This is a genomic window from Pseudomonas sp. NPDC086112, from assembly GCF_044746425.1.
Taxonomy (GTDB): Bacteria; Pseudomonadota; Gammaproteobacteria; order Pseudomonadales; family Pseudomonadaceae; genus Aquipseudomonas.
The window spans coordinates 61,775-83,418 of sequence record NZ_JBIVCD010000013.1 but is presented as its reverse complement, the minus strand read 5'-3'; the positions used below and the strand labels follow the sequence as shown (position 1 = coordinate 83,418).

At 58.6% G+C, this 21,644-nt stretch carries 13 protein-coding genes and 1 pseudogene; 10 read left to right on the top strand and 4 right to left on the bottom strand.

Features of this window, described 5'->3' with window-relative positions; translation table 11 throughout:
* Positions 1-9: 9 nt before the first annotated feature.
* The 6 genes from ACIPLA_RS12220 to ACIPLA_RS12195 all read left to right on the top strand — a co-directional run bounded on the left by ACIPLA_RS12220 (position 10) and on the right by ACIPLA_RS12195 (position 7,082).
* The gene (locus tag ACIPLA_RS12220) at positions 10-501 is read left to right on the top strand and encodes a CS1 type fimbrial major subunit (RefSeq protein ID WP_218398984.1); all 492 of its coding nucleotides are present in this window, start codon (positions 10-12) and stop codon (positions 499-501) included.
* A gap of 108 nt (positions 502-609) precedes the next feature.
* Positions 610-3,132 (top strand): CS1-pili formation C-terminal domain-containing protein, encoded by a 2,523-nt coding sequence (locus tag ACIPLA_RS12215; protein ID WP_401173264.1) that lies wholly within the window; start codon positions 610-612, stop codon positions 3,130-3,132.
* A gap of 5 nt (positions 3,133-3,137) precedes the next feature.
* Positions 3,138-4,400: a hypothetical protein gene (locus tag ACIPLA_RS12210; RefSeq protein WP_218398986.1), complete on the top strand. Its 1,263-nt coding sequence runs from the start codon at positions 3,138-3,140 to the stop codon at positions 4,398-4,400.
* A gap of 59 nt (positions 4,401-4,459) precedes the next feature.
* A complete protein-coding gene (locus ACIPLA_RS12205; RefSeq protein WP_218398987.1) occupies positions 4,460-5,203 on the top strand; it encodes a molecular chaperone in 744 nt (247 codons plus the stop codon).
* A gap of 47 nt (positions 5,204-5,250) precedes the next feature.
* On the top strand, positions 5,251-5,745 hold the full coding sequence (locus ACIPLA_RS12200; RefSeq protein WP_218398988.1) for a CS1 type fimbrial major subunit: 495 nt from the start codon (positions 5,251-5,253) through the stop codon (positions 5,743-5,745).
* Between the two features lie 50 nt (positions 5,746-5,795).
* The gene (locus ACIPLA_RS12195) at positions 5,796-7,082 is read left to right on the top strand and encodes a hypothetical protein (RefSeq protein ID WP_401173263.1); all 1,287 of its coding nucleotides are present in this window, start codon (positions 5,796-5,798) and stop codon (positions 7,080-7,082) included.
* 220 nt (positions 7,083-7,302) lie between these two features.
* Here the strand turns inward: ACIPLA_RS12195 and ACIPLA_RS12190 are convergent, their stop codons facing one another.
* Positions 7,303-8,571 carry an NEL-type E3 ubiquitin ligase domain-containing protein gene (locus tag ACIPLA_RS12190; RefSeq protein WP_401173294.1) on the bottom strand — a complete coding sequence of 423 codons (1,269 nt, stop codon included), beginning with the start codon at positions 8,569-8,571 and terminating at the stop codon, positions 7,303-7,305.
* 390 nt (positions 8,572-8,961) lie between these two features.
* On the opposite strand from ACIPLA_RS12190, the gene ACIPLA_RS12185 reads away from it, so the two are divergent.
* A complete protein-coding gene (locus tag ACIPLA_RS12185; protein ID WP_368731966.1) occupies positions 8,962-9,249 on the top strand; it encodes a hypothetical protein in 288 nt (95 codons plus the stop codon).
* 2,175 nt (positions 9,250-11,424) lie between these two features.
* On the opposite strand, the pseudogene ACIPLA_RS12180 reads toward ACIPLA_RS12185, so the two are convergent.
* Both ACIPLA_RS12180 and ACIPLA_RS12175 read right to left on the bottom strand, forming a co-directional pair.
* Positions 11,425-12,417, bottom strand: a pseudogene (locus tag ACIPLA_RS12180) (dermonecrotic toxin domain-containing protein); the annotation flags it as partial.
* Between the two features lie 146 nt (positions 12,418-12,563).
* Positions 12,564-15,713 (bottom strand): transglycosylase domain-containing protein, encoded by a 3,150-nt coding sequence (locus ACIPLA_RS12175; protein ID WP_218398991.1) that lies wholly within the window; start codon positions 15,711-15,713, stop codon positions 12,564-12,566.
* 644 nt (positions 15,714-16,357) lie between these two features.
* Between ACIPLA_RS12175 and ACIPLA_RS12170 the strand changes: the two genes are divergently transcribed.
* Positions 16,358-17,779, top strand: coding sequence for an amino acid permease (locus ACIPLA_RS12170; RefSeq protein ID WP_008072301.1), 1,422 nt, complete (start codon positions 16,358-16,360; stop codon positions 17,777-17,779).
* Between the two features lie 54 nt (positions 17,780-17,833).
* On the opposite strand, the gene ACIPLA_RS12165 is transcribed toward ACIPLA_RS12170, so the two are convergent.
* The gene (locus ACIPLA_RS12165; RefSeq protein WP_192345579.1) at positions 17,834-18,958 is read right to left on the bottom strand and encodes an OpgC family protein; all 1,125 of its coding nucleotides are present in this window, start codon (positions 18,956-18,958) and stop codon (positions 17,834-17,836) included.
* 221 nt (positions 18,959-19,179) lie between these two features.
* Between ACIPLA_RS12165 and ACIPLA_RS12160 the strand changes: the two genes are divergently transcribed.
* Both ACIPLA_RS12160 and ACIPLA_RS12155 read left to right on the top strand, forming a co-directional pair.
* Positions 19,180-20,121, top strand: coding sequence for a glycosyltransferase family 2 protein (locus ACIPLA_RS12160; protein WP_123500628.1), 942 nt, complete (start codon positions 19,180-19,182; stop codon positions 20,119-20,121).
* A gap of 1 nt (position 20,122) precedes the next feature.
* Entirely contained in the window at positions 20,123-21,631 is a 1,509-nt protein-coding gene (locus ACIPLA_RS12155) for a glucosyltransferase domain-containing protein (RefSeq protein WP_401173262.1), read from the top strand.
* Positions 21,632-21,644: the final 13 nt, after the last annotated feature.

Below are 21,644 nucleotides of genomic sequence, written 5' to 3'. Positions count from 1 at the left end.
AGGTATTAGATGATGTTCAAGAAAATTGCGATGACTGCTCCATTGGCCATTCTGGCACTCAGTTCTTCTGTGGTTTTTGCCGCAGGGGAAGCACGGCATTCCATCAGTCTGATCGCCACCGTTCCGGAAAACGGTTTCTACGTGGTTCCTGTCGATCCAGACCTGGTCAATAAGGATCAGGACATGAGCCCAGGCGTAGGCGGTAATACTCTGACGCCAATTACCGGCTTTTTCGATGTGCGCAACAACAACGGTTCGGTTCACGCCAGTGTAGAAGGGACACCACGTCTCTACGGTGGGGCCAACACGATTGATCTGGTCGTAGCGTTCAACGGCATTGCCCTCACCAATACGCCGCAAATGGTTGTCGGTGAACAGGAGTCGGATGTTAACTATCGCGCACCGATCCGCATCAGCGCGGTGGGCTCCAACCACCCGGCGGGCGATTACACCGGCGCCGTTGCCATCGTTTATGACGCTGTTCCGCCTGTTGCACTCTAAGCGTCACGCAAGACCCTGAAACGCTTACTTGTCCAAGTAACGCAACCGGTCGGTAAATATTTTTTTACCGGCCGGGCTTTAATCTATTGGTAATTAGAGTACGTGTTCATGTTCCCGATGACGCCCATCGCGGCTGCGCTTGCGTTGCTGCTTTGTAGTAGTGCATTTGCAGCGCCCGCCACTGTTGCTAATACGCCGAGAAGTTTGTTGTCTCAGGCCAAAGGTTTGCCGGCGGACTTCGAAGAACACTTCTTTGATGTTCCGTTAGCGGTTCGGGTTGAACTTGATCAACAGCCATTGGGTGAGGCGATGATTATATTGTCTCGCGATGATCGCATTACCTTACTTGAATTCACCGACACCAGTGACAGTAACATTGGTGCCGTCGAACGTGATGCCTGGGCAACTTACCTGAAGTCGGGCGTGGCCCTTGGCGCCTGCACGGGTGCGTGTCCGGAACAACTGCAGGCGATCCACTACAACCTGCAAAATTCATTGGTGTCCATCGGTACTGAAAACGCCGAACGCGACACCGAAGCCAAGCGCTACTACGACCAGCCCGAGGGCGGCAGCAGTGGCTTGATCGTGCGCAATCAGCTCAACCTCAATGGTGGGCAGGAACAGGATCTGGGCGGCCGTTTTGGCCTGGAGGCCAGTGGCAGCCTGGGCAATTGGAGCCAGACATTCAACATGCAGCTGGCCCGTCTCGGTGGGCCCGATGACAAGCTTTATCACGCCATTCATGAACTCCATACCCAGCGTGAATTGCAAGGCAGCTTCTTTCGCCTGGGCTTCTTTACCCCCAATTCCGAAGGCCTGACCCGCCAGCCGCGCACTTTCGGCACCAGCCCCGATACTGCGATGGGCATGATGTTCGGCAGTTCCGACAGCCTGGCGATCGATACCCCGAAACCGAGCGTCTATCCGATCTACGTCACTGCCAACCGGCAGGCTTCGGTGGAAATTTTCCGCGACGGTTTGCTGATCAATACCCAATCGGTGCCGGCCGGCTTGCAAACCCTCGACACCCGGCCGTTGCCCGGTGGCATTTACGAAGTGGAAGTACGCCTGATCGAAGACGGTCAAATCACCTCGACGACCCAGGAGCTGGTGTACAAGCCGAACAACTGGCGCAACGTCGATGAGCGTTGGCGCTACAACCTGTTTGCCGGGCAGGAACGCAAACTGTTCAGCAACTGGGATCAACAGACCAGTGGTGATGCCACGGCGGGCGCGTCGATCAACTACCTGCTGCACCCCAGGGCCATTCTCGGGCTGTCGTTGCGCCAGGTACGCGAGAAACTGCAATACGGCAGTTCCATCGATTGGACGCTGGCTAACAGCACCAGCGTATACGCCAATATTTATCAGACTGAAGACCATGGCACCGGGCTCGACCTGCAAGGCCTGTACAACTATGGCTCCGGCAGCGTGGTGGTCAGTCACAATCGCAGCTGGCTCGATACCACCAACATTTACGAAACGTTGCCCGACGGCACCCGAGTGCGCCAACGCAACGTGTTCACCGGCCAGACCAGCAATTCATCCCTGGCGCTGAACCACCGCATCAGTCGCAAAAGCTCGGTCAACGCGCGGGTGTCCCACAGCGAAGGCAATGTCGAAGGCGTTGGCGTGGACCTGGGATGGACGCAGCGCGGCGAGCTGTTCGGCAGCGATGCCAGTTGGCGCCTGTCGCTGTTCGATCGTCCCGGTAGCTACAGCAGCGGCAATGATCGTAATCGCGGCGTCGACCTGAGCGTCAACGTCGCGCTGGGGGCACCGGGACAACAAATATCCGGCAGCATCGGTTCGCGCACCGCGCGCGACGGCAGCCGGGACAACAACGCCTCCCTGGGTTACCGCAAAGACCTGCAGGACCACGTGTTGCAGAGCGTTTCGGTGACGGCACTCACCGACACCTATGGCGTCGGCGTGTCGAGCCTGGCGAACTTTAGTACCGACACGATCCGGGGCGACGGGTTTGTGCAGCGCTCGTCCTACAACGGCAACTTTACCGGTGGCCTGAACCTGGACAGCACGGTTGCCATCGGCGCCCAGCAGATGGTGATGACCAGCCAGCCTCAGGGGCGGGGCGCCGGGATGATCGTCGATGTCGAGTCCGATATCGACGGCATCGCCTTGCGTGCAGACGACCTCAGCGGCGGCAGCGCCGCCTTGCGCCCGGGGCGCAATTTCATCCCCATCACCGCCTACAAAAACAGCTCGGTGAGTTTCGACTTCGAAGGCAATCACGTTCCGGCGGCGACCATCGAGCCGGCGCGTACCCGTTATCACCTGAACAAGGGCGGGGTGGAGTACCGCAAGGTGCGCGTGATGAAAACCCTGACCGTGCTCGGTCGATTGCTCGACCCACAAGGCCGTCCCCTCAAGGGCCATCACGTGATCAACCACGCCAGCCGCGGGGTGAGTGAAGTCGACGGGTTCTTCTCCATGGAAATGAACGCCGGCTCGCCGACCCTGCAAGTGCGTTACGCCGATCAGTTGCTGTGCCAGTTCCGACTCGATACCGGCAAGTACCGCAGTGAAAACGACGTGCTGATGATCGGTGACCTGCGCTGCAGCCCGGACACCTTGGCGGATGCCACCCACATGACTGAGAAGGCGGGATGATCGACATGAGTGTCTTCAACAGGCTTGAAAAAAAACTGCGTAGCGGGGCATTGCTGACGGTGCTGTATGGGTTGTGTTCGTTACCGGCGGGTGCGGCGGTGTTGAACATCAATGCGTCGTTCGCCCCGGATTCGGCTGCCCCCCATAGGAATGAATTCAAGAATCAAACCCCGTCTCAAGGTTTCTGCACCCAAGTCCCTCAGGCATGTGAGCCGGAAGGTCTGTTCAGTCTGATCGCGCCGATTACCTTTACGGCCAATGCACCGATCCGCGCCAACCATGCGGATCCACGTCAGGGAGGAATGGCCAAAGTACCGTCGGAGTGGCGGGACGTGCAGGTCACCCATTCGTCCGGTGAGACCCATATTGTCAAGATCCGGATTGCTGGCATCGGTCACGAATCGGCAATACCGGTGCCGATCTCTGAGTTGACGGGGCAGGATGGGTTGCGCGGTTGGGACAGTCTGTGGCAGGGAGGCGGATGGATTTATGCGCCGTCCCCTTGTCAGGGTGTCGGTTGGGCCACCGCCGGGACTCGTGGTTACAACAGCTTCTGGAAAGTCCCCCGGGGCGCGGGCGTCTGCGCCAAACAGGCCCTACTCGAAATCCCTTTGTCCTTTCGCTACCTGTACTTCGTGTTCGGTTACCAGCTGATAACCCCTAATCCGTTAAGCATGCAGAGCGGTCAATACACCGGTTCGATCACCTTCAGCGTCGGGCCAGGTCAGGATTTCGACATGGGCGATGTCATGCAGCCCGACGACTCGACATTGACCTTGAACTTCAATCTCGACGTACAGCACACCCTCAAAGTCGACATTCCTCCCGGCGGCAACAAGGTCGAACTGGTACCGGAAGGCGGCTGGCAAAACTGGCTGCAAAACGGGCGCAAACCGGTGCGGCTGTTCCGGGACCAGACCTTCAATATCTCCGCGTCGTCGCGGTTCAAGATGGAGCTGAGTTGCTTCATCACCGGAACTAACAATTGCATGATTGTCGACCTGGTTTCAGGGCGTACCGCGGAGGTGCAGATATCAATCAGCTTGCCCAATGGTCTGACGGACCTTGTGGGGGAACCGGTCAAGCGCAGGCGTTTTTATCCTGGCTCGCATAGGGCCCAACAGTTTCAACCTGCCTTCTATGTCGATCGGGCTCCCGGCGTTTTGCACTTCGAAATCGATTCCTTTTACGTGAACTCAATGCTGCAAAGCGGCCGTGCGGCCACCTATTCCGGGACGGTCACGGTGATCTGGGATTCGGAAGTCTGATGGGCTGTTTATCGAGTTATCGAGCCAGCGTTGTATTCAATGTCATGAGGTTCAAGGTTATGAAGCGTCTGTTTGCACTGGTAAGTCTGGGCGGGTTTTCCCTGGCCGTTCAGGCGGGACCCAATATCAATGTCGGGACGGTTTACGACTATCTGGATGGCGATAAAAGTACCTACCTGAAACGGGTGTTCAATGGCGGCGACAGCACGGCTTTCGTCAAGGTCAACATTCTGGAAATCATCTACGACGCCGATGGCACGCCCCGTGAAGTGCCGGTCAAGAGCAAGGCCGACGCCAGCGCCCGCGACGGATTGATGGCCAGCCCCGCGCGGCTGATCGTACCGGCCAATGGCATGCAAGGTTCGCGTCTGTTGTACATGGGCGAACGTGACACCGAACGCTATTTCCGCGTGCGCTTCGTGCCCGTGGTGCCGGAAAAGGAAGACGAATTCGCCGTTTCCGAGGAAGAACGCGACACCTACAAAAAGAACCTGTCGGCGGGGGTCAACGTGATGGCCGGTTTTGGCACGGTGTTCTTCGTGCGGCCGAAAAACACCCGTTATGACAGCGTGATCGATGATGGTCCGGGCACTTACAGCATTCGCAACAACGGCAACACCGTGGTGGTGGTCGATGAGTTCAAGAACTGCTCGCTGAAGGTCGAGACCGAATGCGAGCCGACCACCAAGCACCACATCCTCGCGGGAAAGAGTTTTCAGTTCGAGAAAAAACCCGGTCGTGAGTACCGTTTCCAGCTGATTGAAGGCCAGGCCAAAAAGACCATGCGCATTGCCAGCCGGTAGCACCGACCCGTGTTGCTGCGGTTTTCTTTGATGAACAGGTACCAGACATGATCAAGCAATGGGCCTTCGCGGCATCGTTGAGTGCCGCGACGCTGATGAGCTCCCAGGTGTTCGCGGCGCGGGAAGAACATGAGTTCGAAATTTCGGTGAACATCCCCACCTTGGCGTTTTACGTGATACCGGCGGAAACGGACTGGATTCATCGCGAGCAGAGATTGCCGTGGAATCCTCATACGTCAACCTTGGGCGGTTTGCGCAAGTATTTCGACGTCAAGCACGACACCAGCGCGATTGAAGCGCGGCTGGAGACCGAACCTTATATCTCCAACGGCAACGATGCCGAGAATATATACCTGCGCGTCAGCTTCAACGGTCAGGAGCTGAGTCACGACGCTCAGCCCCGGCAAGTGGTCTCGGCACAGGAGGCCATGGCAGGCAGTCGGGTGCGGTTGGACATCGAGCCGACAATCCCCACTGGAGGTTATAAACCGGGCAGTTACTACGGCAACGTGCTGTTGGTGTTCAGTGCCGTGGCGCCCTGAGCCCGTTAAAAAAACGTCCTCCATCCCATGACAGGGAGTCATGAGCGAAGATGAAATCAGTGAAGGTTTGTAAAACCCTCCTCCAGGGCAGCGCGGGGTGGGTGATGTTGTGTGCATTAACCGTTGAATCGGTGATCGGCGCGACCATGGACATCAGCGCTTCGTTCAGGCCGGATCCGTCCAAACCCCATGAAAACAAGTTCACCAATGACACCCCGGTGAGCGGACATTGCGCACATCAACCTGAATTCTGCAAGGAGCAGGGGTTGTTCTCATTGCTTGTCCCCATCGAGTTTCAGTCCATCGCTCCCATCCTGGCCGGGCATGCCGATCGCCGCAAAGGGGCGATGTTCAAAGTGCCGGCCGATTGGCGACGGCTCACGATCAGAAAGGCCGACGGTCAGCCAGAGACATCGGAGGTCGAAGTTCGTATTGTTTCTATCGGTGGCCGTTACATTCTTCCCGATACGGCGCAAAACCTGGTCGGTGAAGGCTCACCATCCAATGATAATTCGGTCTGGCACCGCCGTTTATGGGGAGGGACTGACTGGACATGGGCACCACCTGCGCCCTGCATGGGCTCTGGTGGCGGCATGTACGTGCAGCCAACCTGGCGCACTTTTTTCTGGCTGACGCCCACATCGGGCGAGTGTGCTGCAATTGCGGGATATCGAATCGAGACGTTCAGGTATGACCAGATGCAAATCGGTTATGAATTGAGAACACCCGATCCGCTGCATATGTCTTCCGGAATTTTTATCGGCGATTTGACCTACAGCGTCGGCCCGGGCATGGATTTCGACATGGGCGATATCATGCACCCCAGCGACTCTACCCTGACATTGAGTTTTACCCTCAACGTTGAACATACGCTCAAGGTCGATATTCCACCGGGTGGTAACAAAGTGGTGCTGGAGCCGGCCGGCGGGTGGCAAAACTGGCTGCAACACGGACGAAAACCGGTACGTCTGTTCCGCGACCAGGTCTTCAATATCTCGGCGTCATCACGGTTCAAGATGCAAATCGACTGCGAAATCCCCGGCCTGTATGACTGCATGATTCGCGACCCCGTTTCGCAGCGTGCCGTCCTGGTGGAACTCAACGTCACCCTGCCCGATGGCTTGACCGATCTCGCTGGCGTACCGGTCAAGCGCCGTCGTCTGGTACGTGTAGGTCAGGAGGAGGAGCAAAAATACCAGGCCCTGAATTATGTGAACAATCGGCCGGGCATCCTGCACTTTGAAGTCGCGAGCGAATACATGGATTACATGCTGCAACCTGGTGTCGCCGCCCGCTATACCGGGAACATCGTCGTGATCTGGGATTCGGAAATATGAAAGCCTTGGGCTAGTGCCGGTAAGTTAAGACATTTGAGCGACGAAAATCCTGTGGGAGCGTGGCTTGCCCGCGAAGAATGCACCGCGGTTTTTCAGGTGCTACGCGTCATCGTTCTTCGCGGGCAAGCCACGCTCCCACAGGTTCTGCGTCTTGACTTACCGGCTGACTGTTTGCCTCCAGGTACAGCATCTGGCAATGGTCGAAACGTTCAGGGCGTTATCAATGACCTGCCATTCTCAATGCCATTCGGGTCAGGCGTCGCGCCAGCTCCTTTTCGTCGTCGAAAAGGTCGTTGATCAATCGGTTGTACACCTCATCGGTCATTTCCTTGCCAGTGAACACAACCGACTCGGGCACCGACAGCTGTCGGGCAAGGTCTTTGAGTTTTTCCGCGAGCTGGTTTTTGTATTCGTCCGTGCGGTGCCGGGTATGAGCCCGTTCGTTTTGCGTCTGCCGCAAGTCCGCCAGTAACCCGGCCTTGACCACCGCGTACAGCTCGGTGTTTTCCTCAAATGCTCGCGGGTGCGTCGCGCGAAGGTATTCAACCCAGAAGCGTTGCTCCAGCATCTGGTTCACCAGCCCGTCACCGTACTCCAGTGACAGCACCGCGCCGTAGGCGTGATCGATCATGCTCTCACTCACGCCGGCAACCGGCCGGTGAAGCATGCTTCGCGATTGCCAGGGCAGGTCCAGCCGTCGGGCCAGACCGGTCTGGTAGGCAAGATAGACCTCGACTTCATCCGGTGTGAGGCCGCTGGCCATCCGTTCCTGCATGTCCGCACGGGCAATCTCGTTCACATGATCCAGACGCGCCGCACTCCGGGCCAGGGTCACCAGTTGACGTTCGAGCATCTGCGGCGAGGTGCTCAATGACCTGGCTTCCGAGGCCAGCACTTCCAGCCCCATGTTGTTGAACAATTGAGCGCCGGCATCGGCGCAGTTAACGGGTGAGCTGGCCATGGTGAAGAGCCTGTTCCTGAGCTCGGCATCCATGTCGGCGGCATCGATCATTCGCCATACACGCTTGGCCAGATCGGTTCGAAACTCGCCTCCAGCTCGATAATCAGCAGACTGGGTAAGGCCGCGAATCACCGTGAAGAATCCCGCCGAGTCCGGTTCATCGGCCAGATCACCCCAGGCCTCGCCACGGTATCGGCCAAGCCCGGGGGAGGGCGTCCACCATTCGCTGTCGTCAGTTACAGGCCAGAAGACCAGATCATTGTCGGTGGCAGGTGGATAGGCATGTCGGGGGCTGAGCCCCACGGACCTCCTGAGGTTTTCGTAGGCCAACCGGTTCACGTCGCTGAGCGCTTGCGCGTTGAGCCGGGTGCGCGCGACCACAAAGGCATCGTTCGAGCCCGGGATCACATCGGGAATACGCGCCAGCGGGTTGTCCTGCAAGTCGAGGAAAAAACCGCGCGGTCGAGGTTTGCCGAAGGTGCCTTGGGGCCAGGTGTCGATGCCGGTGTCACGCAGGCTGACGATCATCAGGCCGGGCATGTGTCCGATGTCCGGTAGCGCGCCCAAGGGGTTGTGATCCAGCCTGAGGGTTTTCAGGTAGGTCAGGCGGCTGAGTTGTTCAACGCTTTGCGCTGTCAGGCGGATGTGGTTGTTGTTCAGGCGCAGGGTCGACAAAACGTGCATAGCGGTGATGCCCTGGGGTATTTCAGTCAGTTGACAGCCTCTGGCGCTTAATTCGTCCAGGTGCGCAAAGTCCTTCAACAGACCGCCCGGTTCGCTGGAGAAACGCGTGTTGTCCAGATTCAATACCGAGACCTTGTCGAGAAACCGCTTGAGATCGGGCTTCTGTTTCCACCAGGTCTCAAGATTGACACTGCTCAGTTCCACCGATAAATCGAGACGATAACCGCCGTGGGGATGCAGGCTGCGTTCGTCGAACACCAGGCTTCGACGTTCGAAACACTCGATCAGCCGTTCGGCGATGTGGCGCCCGCCGCCGTCGCGGAAACCCTGGGGGTCAGGCCCCCAGATGTCGGGTTGCTGATAGCGCCACTGATTGAGGGTGACGCGCAGGTCGTCGAGTTCATCCTCAAGCGCCGAAAGGGTGGTCAGGGGGTCACCTTGCGCGGTCAAGGCCTCGACAAATCTCGTGGCCTCCTCAGCGCTGAAGGTCGGGTAAAGGTCGCGAACCCGCCGATCCAGTGAGGCGGAACCGTCCTTGCTCAGCCCCCCACCCTGTAACAGCAGTGTGGTGATCCGGTCACGCTGCGAGCGAATCGGTATTTCGGCGAGCGCGGTTCTGCGGACTTCAGGGGTGACGAGGATTTGCTTGAACCAGTGTTTGAGCGCCTTGCCCTGGCCGAGCTGGAAACCCAAGGCGTTGCGCTGATCCTGCGGCATTGCGCGCAGCAACGACTCATAGAGGCTGCTGGCTCCGTAAAGGCGATTGTCCTCGTCGAACACTTCGTATTTGTTGCGCACGCCGCTGCTGACGAGCGTCCTGACCCGGGTGGCAGATTGCGCGCCAACGCTGCAGCGCAAGCGACCGTGCGGGAAGCCGTCGCGGATGTCGACACGCAGGTCGGTGAATACGTCGCTGTGCAGTCTCAGCGTATTCAGGACCAGACGCTCGGTGTCCGCTGTTAACCCCGAATGCCCATAAAGGCTCTCGGTTGCCCGGACCGCGCGCACTTCGAAATTCAGTTCGCGGGCCTGATTTTTTATACGCAACGGAAGGCGTTTTTCGCTGAGCATCTTGAAACGTTCCGCGCCCGTGGCGTTGGCCAGCAGTGTTTGGCTGATGCTTGAGGGCAGTTCGGGAAACGCGTCTCTAAGCAGCCGCACTTGCGGATCGCGGGTTTTTTCCCGGGCGCGATACGTCCGTTTGGCCAACCTGTCCATGTCGCCTTCGACAAAGTCGGCCAGTTGATCGCGCAAGGCTTGTGCCCGATGCACCGGTGGCACGTCGGGGCCGAGCATGACGGCGAGTTCGGGCTCATCCAGAAACGCCACCACGCGTTCGGGCAACTGTCCGGCCATGACGTCCGCCAGGCTGATGCTGAGGATGTCCGATGACAAGGCCTCGGGATTGCCATAGAGGCGGTCTTGCGCCGAAGCACTGGTTTGATGAAGCACGCGCAGAGCCTTTTCTTCAGGCCAGCCGGGCAGCTCGGTCACAGTTTGTTCGAACCAGGCCGAAGCCGGATCAGGCGTCAGCGGCAGACCACTGCGAATCTGTTCTTCCAGCCGGGCGACATCTTCATACGCCTCGAAGCGTTTCAGCGCATCGGCCAGCAGCGGCGGTGGCGCTTCAGATTCGACGTACATCCGTCGCAACGCATCGTGGTCGGTGCCGCTGATGGTGCGGATTTGCTCCAGTTCGCCGTCGCTAAAGCGCTCGACCGAATGCCCGAGCCGGCGCATCAGTTGGTGTTCACTCCAGGCTCTGGGTTGTTCGCCTTCATGCACGAAGGCACCCAGGCCATTGTGTGTCACCTGTGGCCGATAAGCGTCCGGCCGCCGGGGATGAATCACCCGCATCCGGCCGGAGGGTTCTCGCTCGATCTCAAGGAGTTTGCCCTCGTGGGGCAGAATGGATTTGCCTTGATGCCGGTGCAGCCCCCAGGCATCCGGTGTCGAGTCGGCGGGCAATGACAGGTCGTGCTGTTGATAGGGAGTGAGATCGGGATGCCACAGGCGTTGGCTGCCGTCAGGCAATTGCACCGGTTTCATCGCGTCGATGAACGGTGAGGAGAGGGATTTGCCCAGCTCGGCGGCGCCGGCGAAGATACCGAACTGAACCAGGTTTTCGACAATGCCCAATACATGCCCGGCCGCTTCGGTGGTCTGTCCTTCAGCCCAGTCCACAACGCCTTCGAACATCTCGTCCGTCAGTTGGTAAGCGGTGTACGCCAGCATCAGCTCGCCGAGCACCGGCACGAACGGCGTGACCACGAACAGGGCAACATTGAAGATGTCCGAGAGCATTTTCTCCAGGTTATCCCACCAGGCCCAACGCGCCATGCGGTCGGCATCCTGGGTGGAGATCGCGAGGTCGCGGGCATCGTTGACGATCTTGTTGAGCCTGATCCGGAACAGGTATTGCCAAAGGTCGTCGTGGGCCGGGTCGGGCGAGCGGTTTTGATAGTCATCGGTGATCGCCTGGACGCTGAAACTCAGGTTGGGATTGTCCACCGGCGTATCCCTCCAGACGGGGCCGCCGGCCTGCCGATCACGTTGATGCCATTTCACCGTGCTCAGGCGTTGATTGAGACTGGCGAAGAAATGCCCTCGCTCTTTGTGGGGCACGAACTGGCTGAAGAACTGTTGATAAACGAACCCACCCGATGACTGTCCGTCGGCGGGTTTTTCTTCCCGCAACTGGCGAGTCAGTTCGGCCATGAACTCGGCGGGCGAGGGGTATTCCTTGAGTGGGTGTTGGTTGTCGTGTGGCACATAGGCGATCAGACGACCGGGAGAGCCACCCGGTCCCGGGTCGGTTGTGATCAACAGAATGCCCGCCAGCACCGTTTCCATCATGGCCAGGTTGTAGTAGCTCACGGGCTTGCCGTCCAGCTTCAAATCCTGTCGGCCATGGACCAGATCGAGGATGAGTCGATGGGCGTGCGCATCAATGTGTTTGTTCAGCAGTGCCAAATGTGCCGCTGCTTTCAACGCGGCTTTTTGGCTGGCAATGACCGCCGTGCGCACGTTGTTGGCGACCCGGGAGCTGCCGAATCCAAGGGCCTGACGCAGGGCCTGCTGGTAGCGGGCGCCGATGTCCAGATCTCGGCAGATGGCCTTGAACGCTTGGGCGGTTAGCGGAGCTCCCGTGATCCTGTGGTTGATGTGCAGCGTTTTCATCTGTCCGCGCGGGTCCGGCGCGTCAAGAAAAGCAAAGTCCGAAAATGTTTCGTCATCCGAGAAATTGTGCAGGGCCGCGTTCAGCAACGAGACCGTCCGGACCTTCGTGCCACCCTTGAAATCGTGCACCCACCATGGGCGGCCGACGGCGGCATAAAGCCGCAGGTAGGTGTTCATGACATCAATGTCGCCGTAGTGCTCGCTGAGCGCATTTTTCAACAGGGGTTCGGCAAACGCATAAACATCGGTCAGGTTATCAAGCAGGGCGTCCACGGCGTTCTGGGTAGACCAGTGCTCGGATATCGCCTCTTTGAGCTGATGGTGAGCTGAGCGGGCATGGGTTTTGAACGGAGCGAAGTCGCGCTGGGCAGCCTTTAATGCGCGAGCGTTGACAGGGGAAATGTCGGTGATCCAGGCGGGCAGCGCCTGCGCGATCCAGGTGTCATTAATGCCGTCCTGGTTTTTTTTGGTGTTGCGGCGTCTTTGATCAATCCTTGATAAATTCGTCATGTGCTAACCGTCTAAAGCTGTAATCAGGCTCTTCAGGTTAGGCAGGTGCTGCGGTCGAAAAAAGCTCAAATACAGGGTTGGATTGCCCCGAAAGACGCCTCAATCCAACTATAAACAAAGAGCGAAAAATACAGGAATACCACCCTTTAACGTGCAGATGTGCCCAGTGCAGCCGCGGCTTGAGTGACGACCGGTAATCCCGTCCCGGCATAGCACAACGTGTGGGTGCCCGGTTGCAGATAAGGCGACAGGATCGGCGCCATGCCCTTGAGCACTTGCGCGGGCAACGCCGAGGTGAATTTGAAATTCTCCGCCGAGCGACCGGGGACATAGGCGGTGAGGGTGCCGAAATGCTTGTCGCCGACAAAGAACACGAAAGTTGCCGTGCGGTTGATCGATTTGGAACTGAGAATCCGCCCGCCGGAACCGATGGCTTCAATGCGGTTGTCGCCGGTGCCGGTCTTGCCGCCCATGGCCAACGGGCTGCCATCGGCCAGTTTGAAGCTGCCGGCCAGGCGTTTGGCGGTGCCGGCGTCCACCACTTGTGAGAGGGCTTCGCGCATCGCGGCGGCCACTTCCGAAGGCATCACTCGTTTGCCGACCACCGGATTGTTGATCAGGCGGGTTTCATAGGGCGTATCTGCCGCGAAGTGCAGGCTGTCGATCCGCAATGTCGGCATCCGCACACCATCGTTGAGAATGGTGCCGATCAACTCGGCCAACGCAGCGGGGCGATCGCCCGAGCTGCCGATAGCGGTGGCCAGCGATGGCACCAGGTGATCGAACGGATAGCCGACTTTCTGCCAGCGCTGGTGAATGTCGAGGAACGCTTCAATCTCCAGCATGGTGCGGATGCGGCTGTCACGGGCGCCCTTGTGACGGCTTTTGAACAGCCAGCTGTAAACCTCCTGGCGTTCGAACTGGCTGGCTTTGACGATCTGGCTGAACTTGGCGTCGGGGTTATTCAGCAAGTAGCCGATCAGCCACAGATCCAGCGGGTGAACCTTGGCGATGAAACCTTGATCCGGCAGGTCGTAGCTGCCAGGGCCGTAACTCAGGTAGAGGCGTTCGAGGCGTTCATCGGTCAGTTTTTCTTGAAGCTTGGCGCCTTTGAGGTGCGAGCGTACGAAGGTGTTGAAGCTTTCCTGGTCGGCCTGGGGGAATAGATAACGATGCACGGCGGCCATGCGAATCGGCGTCGGGCGCATGCCGTCGAGAAAGGTCTCGAGCCGCGCCTGGGTGTCCTTGTTGCGGTATTTCTTCCAGAACTTCAGCAGGAATGAGGTGCCTTCTCTGTCGGCGAATGAGGCCAGGTATTCCTGACGTCGCGGGTCGCGATCGTCCTTGAGCAATTCGGCGCTGCTGTTAGGGCCCGCGTAGGTGCTGTAGCGCACCAGGTCACGCATCAGCCGAATGAACGGCAGGTTGATCGATTCGCGCAGAGCATCGCGCAGGGTCGGCAGGCGGCCGTTGTCTTCCTTGCGGAAGTTGACGAATGTGTGCAGTCCGCCGCCAGTGAAAAAGGCCTCGCCAGGGCTGGCGGAATATTTGCGATCCAGCGCGGCGCCGAGCATTTTCGGCAGGCTGCGGTCGGTGTTCTGAATCATGTAATCGACGGCCCAGCGGGTCAGGCGATCCGGGTCGGCGACTTCGGTTTTCTTCAGTTCGGCGACGCTCATGCTGGCGTAGCGATCGTGCAGTTCGGCCATGATCTGCAGGTAGGTGGTGAGCACGCGCATTTTTGCGGTGGAGCCCAATTCCAGCTTGCTGCCTTCATTGATATCGAATGGCTGGTCGGTGCTGTCGGTTTGCACCCGCACGCGCGAACCGTCCGGGGTCAATTCGAACAGGGTGAAGCTATAGCGCACCTGCGCGGTGTTGGTGGGGGTGAGCAGGCGTTCGCCGATCAGGCCGATTTCCGCTGCATAAGCTGGATCGGCCAGATGCTTGAGGTAGGCGGTGGCCTGGGTTTGCAGCTCGCCTTGCAAGGTACTGGTGGCGGACAGGTCGAGGCGGTCGAGGTCATACAGCGGACGATTGAGCAAACCGGCCAGGCGGCTGCGCGCCACACTGATGCCTTTATTGGTTTCGATGGGCTGAATGGTGGGCTGGGTGGCCCAGTCGCGGTAAGTCACTTTACTGGCCAATGCCGCCGTGGCGAGTGGCGCATCGATCACGCCGTTTTGAGACAGCAGACGAATATGGCTGTCGGTGAGGCTGGCCAATTCATCACGGCCCTTGGTCAAGTAATGGGAAGGGCGGCGCTGAGCAATCATCAGTGACAGCATTTCGCGCAGGGCCAAGCCTTTTTCCGACAGACTTTTCGGATCGGTGTCGGTGCTGGCCAGCTGTTCATTGGCCTTGTTGAAGTCGGCGCCGTACCAGACTCGCAGGCCTTCGGCCATGCCATGCACTTCACCGTGGCCCGGTACCGCCGACAGCGGAACACTGTTGAGGTAGTCGCGAATCACGTTTTGTCGCGCCTGGAGGGTTTCCGGCCCCGCCTGATAAGCGCGCACGCTGGCGGAAATCATCTGGCGGATTTTTTCCGCGCCCGACATCGTCAATCCATCGGGCGAATGGCGATATTTCTCAAGTTGCGTGGCCAGCGTACTGCCGCCCGCCGACTGCCCGGGCAGGCTCAACAGCTTGGCTACCTGGGACCACGCCGCCTTGCCGAACCGCGGCCAGTCCACGGCGGGGTTGGCCAGAGGCTGACGGGGATCGAGCAAAAAACGGTTTTCAATAAACAGCAAGCTGCTGACCACGACCGGCGGGATCGCGGCAAAGCTTGAATAGAGTTGCTGGGGGTACTTGAACTGGTACAGCGGGGCCGCGCGGCAATCGGTGATTGACAGCCCAGCCTGGATTTTTTCGGCATAGGGCACAAAAAAACCCTTGTCGGTGTAATTCATCAGTGCTGGGGAGAAGCGGGTTTGTGCCGCTATGACGTAATCGCGTTTGAGCAGTCGCGGTAGAAATTCATCCATGGTGCTGTAACCCAAACGCTGATCGAACGGGCCTGCGCCAGGGTAGCGAATCGCATCGCTGGGTCCGGGTTGCAGCTCGTACTTCAGCGAGGCTGCGTATTTGCTGATTTCCCGGGCCTGAAACTTGGAGGTGCGCATTTCCTTGGCCGCGGCGAGGCCCAGGACAATCAGGATAATCAGCAACAGCAACCAGAAAGCCCCCCAGCCGTGCCGGGAGCGACGGGGTTTCTCAGGTAAAGGCGCTTCATCCACTCGTTCAGTCGGAACCACGGTTTTACTCGAATCGGTTTGCCACAAAGCGCCCATAGTCGACTGATCCATTCACGCAGATTGATCGGACTTGCTTGAAGCTTAGACGGTGGTTGGCGTTGGTGAAAAAATTGTGAATAACCAAATATCGGGTACGCACCATTCCTTGTGGCTTGTGGCTTGTGGCTTGTGGCTTGTGGCGAGGGAGCTTGCTCCCGCTGGGCTGCGAAGCGGCCCCAATCCTTACCCTCACGGTTTGTCTGATAAATACCATTCGCCGGTTTTGCGACTGCTTCGCAGCCGAGCGGGAGCAAGCTCCCTCGCCACAGGGACGGTGATGTCGTCTGTAATGGCCGAGCTAGACGCATCAAAGAGCTAAACTCTGTCTAGGTAGGGGCATGACGATGCACCATTGCTGTGCAATACTCGGCACCGTTTCAGTGGCGAATAATCCTGCATAAGTCAGGTAATGCCCCTCCGTAAACCCCGCTTTTGCCGAGAGTTATGGCTGAATGTTGTGGTTTATAGAGTGAAAAACCCTACTGGAAGCTTTTTATACTGCATGCCCGCTGATCTTGCAGGTTTTGGTCCTGCAAGACGTGTCTGCCCATGAAGCAGGCTCGGTTTCAACAGGCACTGGTTTATCGGTCGGTGCTTCGACACTCGGTGGTCACATCCAATAACAAGACGAGGTTGTACCTATGCCAGTCGGCAATCACCTGCCTCACGGCGAGACCGCTCAGGGCGGCCCGCTTAAACGCGAACTAGGCGAACGGCATATTCGCTTGATGGCGCTCGGTGCCTGTATCGGTGTCGGCCTGTTCCTGGGTTCGGCCAAGGCCATCGAAATGGCCGGCCCGGCCATCATGCTCTCCTACATCATTGGCGGTCTGGCGATCCTGGTGATCATGCGCGCCCTCGGCGAGATGGCGGTGCACAACCCGGTCGCCGGCTCGTTCAGCCGTTATGCCCAAGACTATCTCGGCCCGTTGGCAGGTTTTCTGACCGGCTGGAACTACTGGTTCCTGTGGCTGGTGACTTGCGTCGCGGAAATCACTGCGGTGGCGGTGTACATGGGCGTCTGGTTTCCCGACGTGCCGCGCTGGATCTGGGCATTGGCGGCGTTGATCAGCATGGGCTCGATCAACCTGATCGCGGTGAAAGCCTTCGGTGAGTTCGAGTTCTGGTTCGCCCTGATCAAGATCGTCACCATCATTGCGATGGTGGTCGGCGGCATCGGCGTGATCGCATTCGGTTTCGGCAACGACGGTGTGGCGCTAGGGATTTCCAATCTCTGGGCCCACGGCGGCTTCATGCCCAACGGCGTGCAAGGCGTGTTGATGTCCCTGCAAATGGTGATGTTCGCCTACCTCGGCGTCGAGATGATCGGCCTGACCGCCGGTGAAGCCAAGAACCCGCAGAAGACCATCCCCAATGCGATCGGCTCGGTGTTCTGGCGGATTCTGCTGTTCTACGTCGGCGCCTTGTTCGTGATCCTGTCGATCTACCCGTGGAACGAAATCGGCACCCAGGGCAGCCCGTTTGTGATGACCTTCGAGCGTCTGGGCATCAAGACCGCCGCCGGCATCATCAACTTCGTGGTGATCACCGCTGCACTGTCGTCCTGCAACGGCGGCATCTTCAGCACCGGGCGCATGCTCTACAGCCTGGCGCAGAACGGCCAGGCCCCGGCCGGTTTCGCCAAGACCTCGAACAACGGCGTGCCGCGTCGCGCGCTGCTGCTGTCGATCGGTGCCTTGCTGCTGGGCGTGTTGCTTAACTATCTGGTGCCAGAGAAAGTCTTCGTCTGGGTCACCGCGATTGCCACATTCGGCGCGATCTGGACCTGGGTGATGATCCTGCTGGCCCAGCTCAAGTTCCGCCAAGGCCTGAGCGCCAGCGAACGTGCCGGCCTGAAATACCGCATGTGGCTGTACCCGGTCAGTTCTTACCTGGCGCTGGCCTTTTTGGTGCTGGTGGTCGGCCTGATGGCGTACTTCCCGGACACTCGCGTGGCGCTGTATGTCGGGCCTGCTTTCCTGGTGCTGCTGACGGTGTTGTTCTACGTGTTCAAGCTGCAACCGACCAATGTGTCGCAAGGTGCGGTGCGTTCGGCTTCGTAAGTTGTAACGCCAGAAATGCAAAAGCCCCGGTCTGAATGATCGGGGCTTTTGATCTTAAGCTACCGACACCACCATAGACCGATTCAACCGCTTGTTGAAATCCAGCCAGGCCCCCAGCAGCACCATCAGCCCGACCCCCAACATTGCGCTGAATACCTGCATCGCCAGTGCATTCGCGCCCAAGGCGTTGAGCATGTCCGCCAATGGCGCCAGCAACACGCCAAAACAAAACACTTCCAACGAATAACGACCCATGCGGCAGCTTTGTTGCGCCAGCCAATGTTGCGTCCAGCCGTTGTCGGGCAACAACCTGGCGGTGACGTAGGCGAGGGCGAGGAAATGCAGCAGGCGTGCCGGCGAGAGGTTGGTCTTGCTGATCGGATAGAGCCATTCGCCGAGTGTCTGGGGCATGAAGACCTCATGCACGGTCGGCCACTTCCACGACACCGCGATCAGCCCGGTCAGCAGCAAATAGGTCAGCGCTGCGATAAAAACCGGCTGCCGAATCAGCGGTCGAGGTTGCGGCGCCCGAGGCCTTTGCCCGTGAATCGCCGTCGCGCCACCGAGAATGAACAACAGTTGCCAGGCCATCGGATTGAAAAACCACACGCCACCGTCGGTGCCCGCCAGGTTCCATTGAAGCCATGGCGCCAGCAGATACACCAGCACCGACAACCCCACCACGTATTCTGGCTTGCGCAGCAGCATCGGCAGCACCAACGGCAGGCCGAGCAGCAACAAAATATACAGCGGCAGCGGGTCCATCAGGTTCGGCTTGAAGCGCAGCAACAACTCATCCATCAACGCCTGCTGCGGATTGCTGAGGAAATACTGCAAGCCCATTTCCTGCACCAGATCACGGGTTTCAACATGGCTGTTGGCGAAAAACACGATACCCATCAGCAGTGCCAGCAAAAAGATATGCACCACATACAGCACCCAGGCGCGTCGCAGGATTTTTACCGTGGCGACCATGAAACCGTCGCGCCGGGCGATTTTGCCGTAGGCCAGCACGGCCGCGTACCCGGCCAGGAACACGAAAATCTCTGCCGCATCGCTGAACCCGAAATTACGCACCGTGAACTGCGCGAGCGGGTTCTGTGGCACGTGATCCCAGAAGATGAAGATCAAGGCCAGGCCGCGAAAAAAGTCGATTCGGTGATCGCGTTCAAACGTCATGATGGCGGGCTCTTGAACGGGTTGAGTAGGAGCGAGCGGCGCGCAGGGTGGCGTGATTCGCCGCCAATTGCAAAAGGCTGGATATTACCGAATGTCTCAGGGGGCTATAGCGAACGATCGGGATGGCGTGTCCGTCGGTCTGCCGGGCAGTTCGCGCACCAGAACGCCCCCTGATGGCGGTCTGCCGAACATCTACACTTCGATTTTCAGGAGTGTGAAACGTGAAAGTTTCGCTGATTGTTCCGGTATTCAACGAAGAGCAGGCGATCAGTCTGTTCCATCAGGCGGTGCGTCGCGAATTGAAACTTGACCCGTGTGAGGTCGAGATCGTGTTCATCAACGACGGCAGTACTGACCGGACGGCTGAGCAGGCCAAGGCGCTGGCACAGGTCGATGAACAGGTGTTGCTGATCAACTTCTCGCGCAATTTCGGCAAGGAACCGGCGTTGTTTGCCGGCCTGGAATACGCCACCGGCGATGCAGTGATCCCCATGGACGTGGACCTGCAGGATCCGATCAGCGTCATCCCGCAGTTGATTGCCGAGTGGCAAAAGGGCGCCGATGTGGTGCTCGCCAAACGCCGAAATCGTGACAGTGACAGTTATTTGAAACGCCACAGCGCATCGCTCTTCTATCATTTGTTGAACAGGATTTCCTACACCCGGATCGAAGAAAACGTCGGGGATTTCCGGCTCATGGACCGCAAGGTGGTCAATGTCATTCGCGCGCTTCCCGAGCATCAGTTGTTCATGAAGGGCGTTCTGTCCTGGGCCGGATTCACCACCGCGGTGGTGGAGTACGAGCGGGCCCGGCGAGTGGCAGGACGCAGCAAGTTCAATGGCTGGAAGCTGTGGAACCTGGCGCTGGAAGGCATTACCTCGTTCAGCACGGTGCCGTTGCGATTGTGGACTTACATCGGCGGCGGCATTTCGATCTTCGCGGTGCTGTATGCGGTGTACATGGTGCTGGACAAGATTTTCTTCGGCAACAATGTCCCCGGTTACCCCTCGCTGATGACGGCCATTCTGTTTCTTGGCGGCGTCCAATTGATCGGTATCGGCATCCTCGGCGAGTATGTCGGCCGCATCTATATCGAAGCCAAGCATCGACCCCGTTATGTGGTCAAAGACGTCATTGGCGGCAAAGACCGGACCGGGCTTTAGCATGGGCAGGCTGAGCGACTTTTTCAGCAAAGAGCTCGGGCGTCGTCGGGTCTGGCTGTTTTTTTTGATCGCGACGCTGGTGTATGTCATTCCGCTGATCCTGGCGGACTATCCCTACATCGATGACAACTGGCGTTCGCTGTCGGCCGGTACGGCCTGGGCGGGGCAGGGGCGGTTGTTCACCGAGCTGTTCTACAACCTGCTGACGTTCAGCGATGGCGCACCGAACATCTTTCCATTGCCGCTGCTGATCGCCACGCTGGCCATGGCTTTTGCGTTGACCAGCCTGACCTTCCATTACTACCCACGGCCGACAATATCCTGCTGCCTGGTGCTGTTGCCGCTCTGGTACAACCCGTTCTTCCTGCAGAACCTGTCTTATCAATACGACGGGCCGGCCAATGCCTTGAGTCTGGTGGCAGTGATCTACGCGATCACTTTTCGTCATCCCTCGCGCATTCTGCAATGGCTGGTGCCGGCCTTCCTGATTGCGCTGGCGCTGGGGTTCTATCAGGTGAGCCTGAATGTTTTTCTGGGCCTGTGTTGCCTGGAACTGCTCAGGGGCGCGAATGACAAATGGGCATGGCGGCAGTGGTACGAGTTGATCGGCTGGAAAATCGCCCAGGCAGGGCTCGGCGGGTTGATCTATAGCGTCACGGCTTATCCGTACATGAACCAGGATCGCGCCTTGCTGCTGAACTGGGCGGCGGCGCCCTTGCTGCAACTTGAAATCAACATCGGCCGGGTGCTGGAAAAAGTCGCGCTGCTTTTTCACGGTGGATTCACTTGGGTGTTCGCCGCGCTGCTGTTGTGTGCACTGGCGGGCAGCGTGCGGCTGGCCCGGAACGTGATGGAACGCCACGACACCGGGCTGAGAAAAATCATGATGGGCCTGGCGTGCGTGCTGACGGTACCGGTCGTGACTTTACTGGTGTCGGGTGCTGCGCTGTTTTTCCGCGACTTCAATGAAGGCGCCAGAACCTTGATGGGTTTCGCGGTGTTGCTGGTGCTGGTGTTCTATTTGAGCCATCTGGCGCTGGCGCCCATCCATGAGCGGCTGCCGCTGCTATTGGCGGTGCCTCTGTTGGCCATGCTTTCGTTGTCTTACGCCTATGGCCGCGTACTGACAGTGCAGAACACCTTTGCGTCCAGCGCGTTGTTTTCCCTGGGGCATGACATTGCGGCCCATCGGCAATTGCACGAGGCCAAGCGTCTTTATCTGGCGGTGAGTTATTCCGATCACTGGCTGGTGGGGGCCGCGGGGTCGTTCAAGCAGATGCCGGTTTTACATTATCTGCTGAACATCAACTTCTTCATGCTGGCCGAAAACCTGCCGAAGGCGGGCATCACCAATGTGGTCGCGGAGAGGGAGCGGCGCAACGCGACCCTGGCCGGTTACCAGGGTTACCCACCACTGGTGGAGAGCAAGTTCTATCGCATCTATCTGCTGGGCGATTACGGGTTCATCGTCATGAAAGAGCCGACCCCGATCACCACGCTTCAGTGGTGAGCCTGGTGATTAC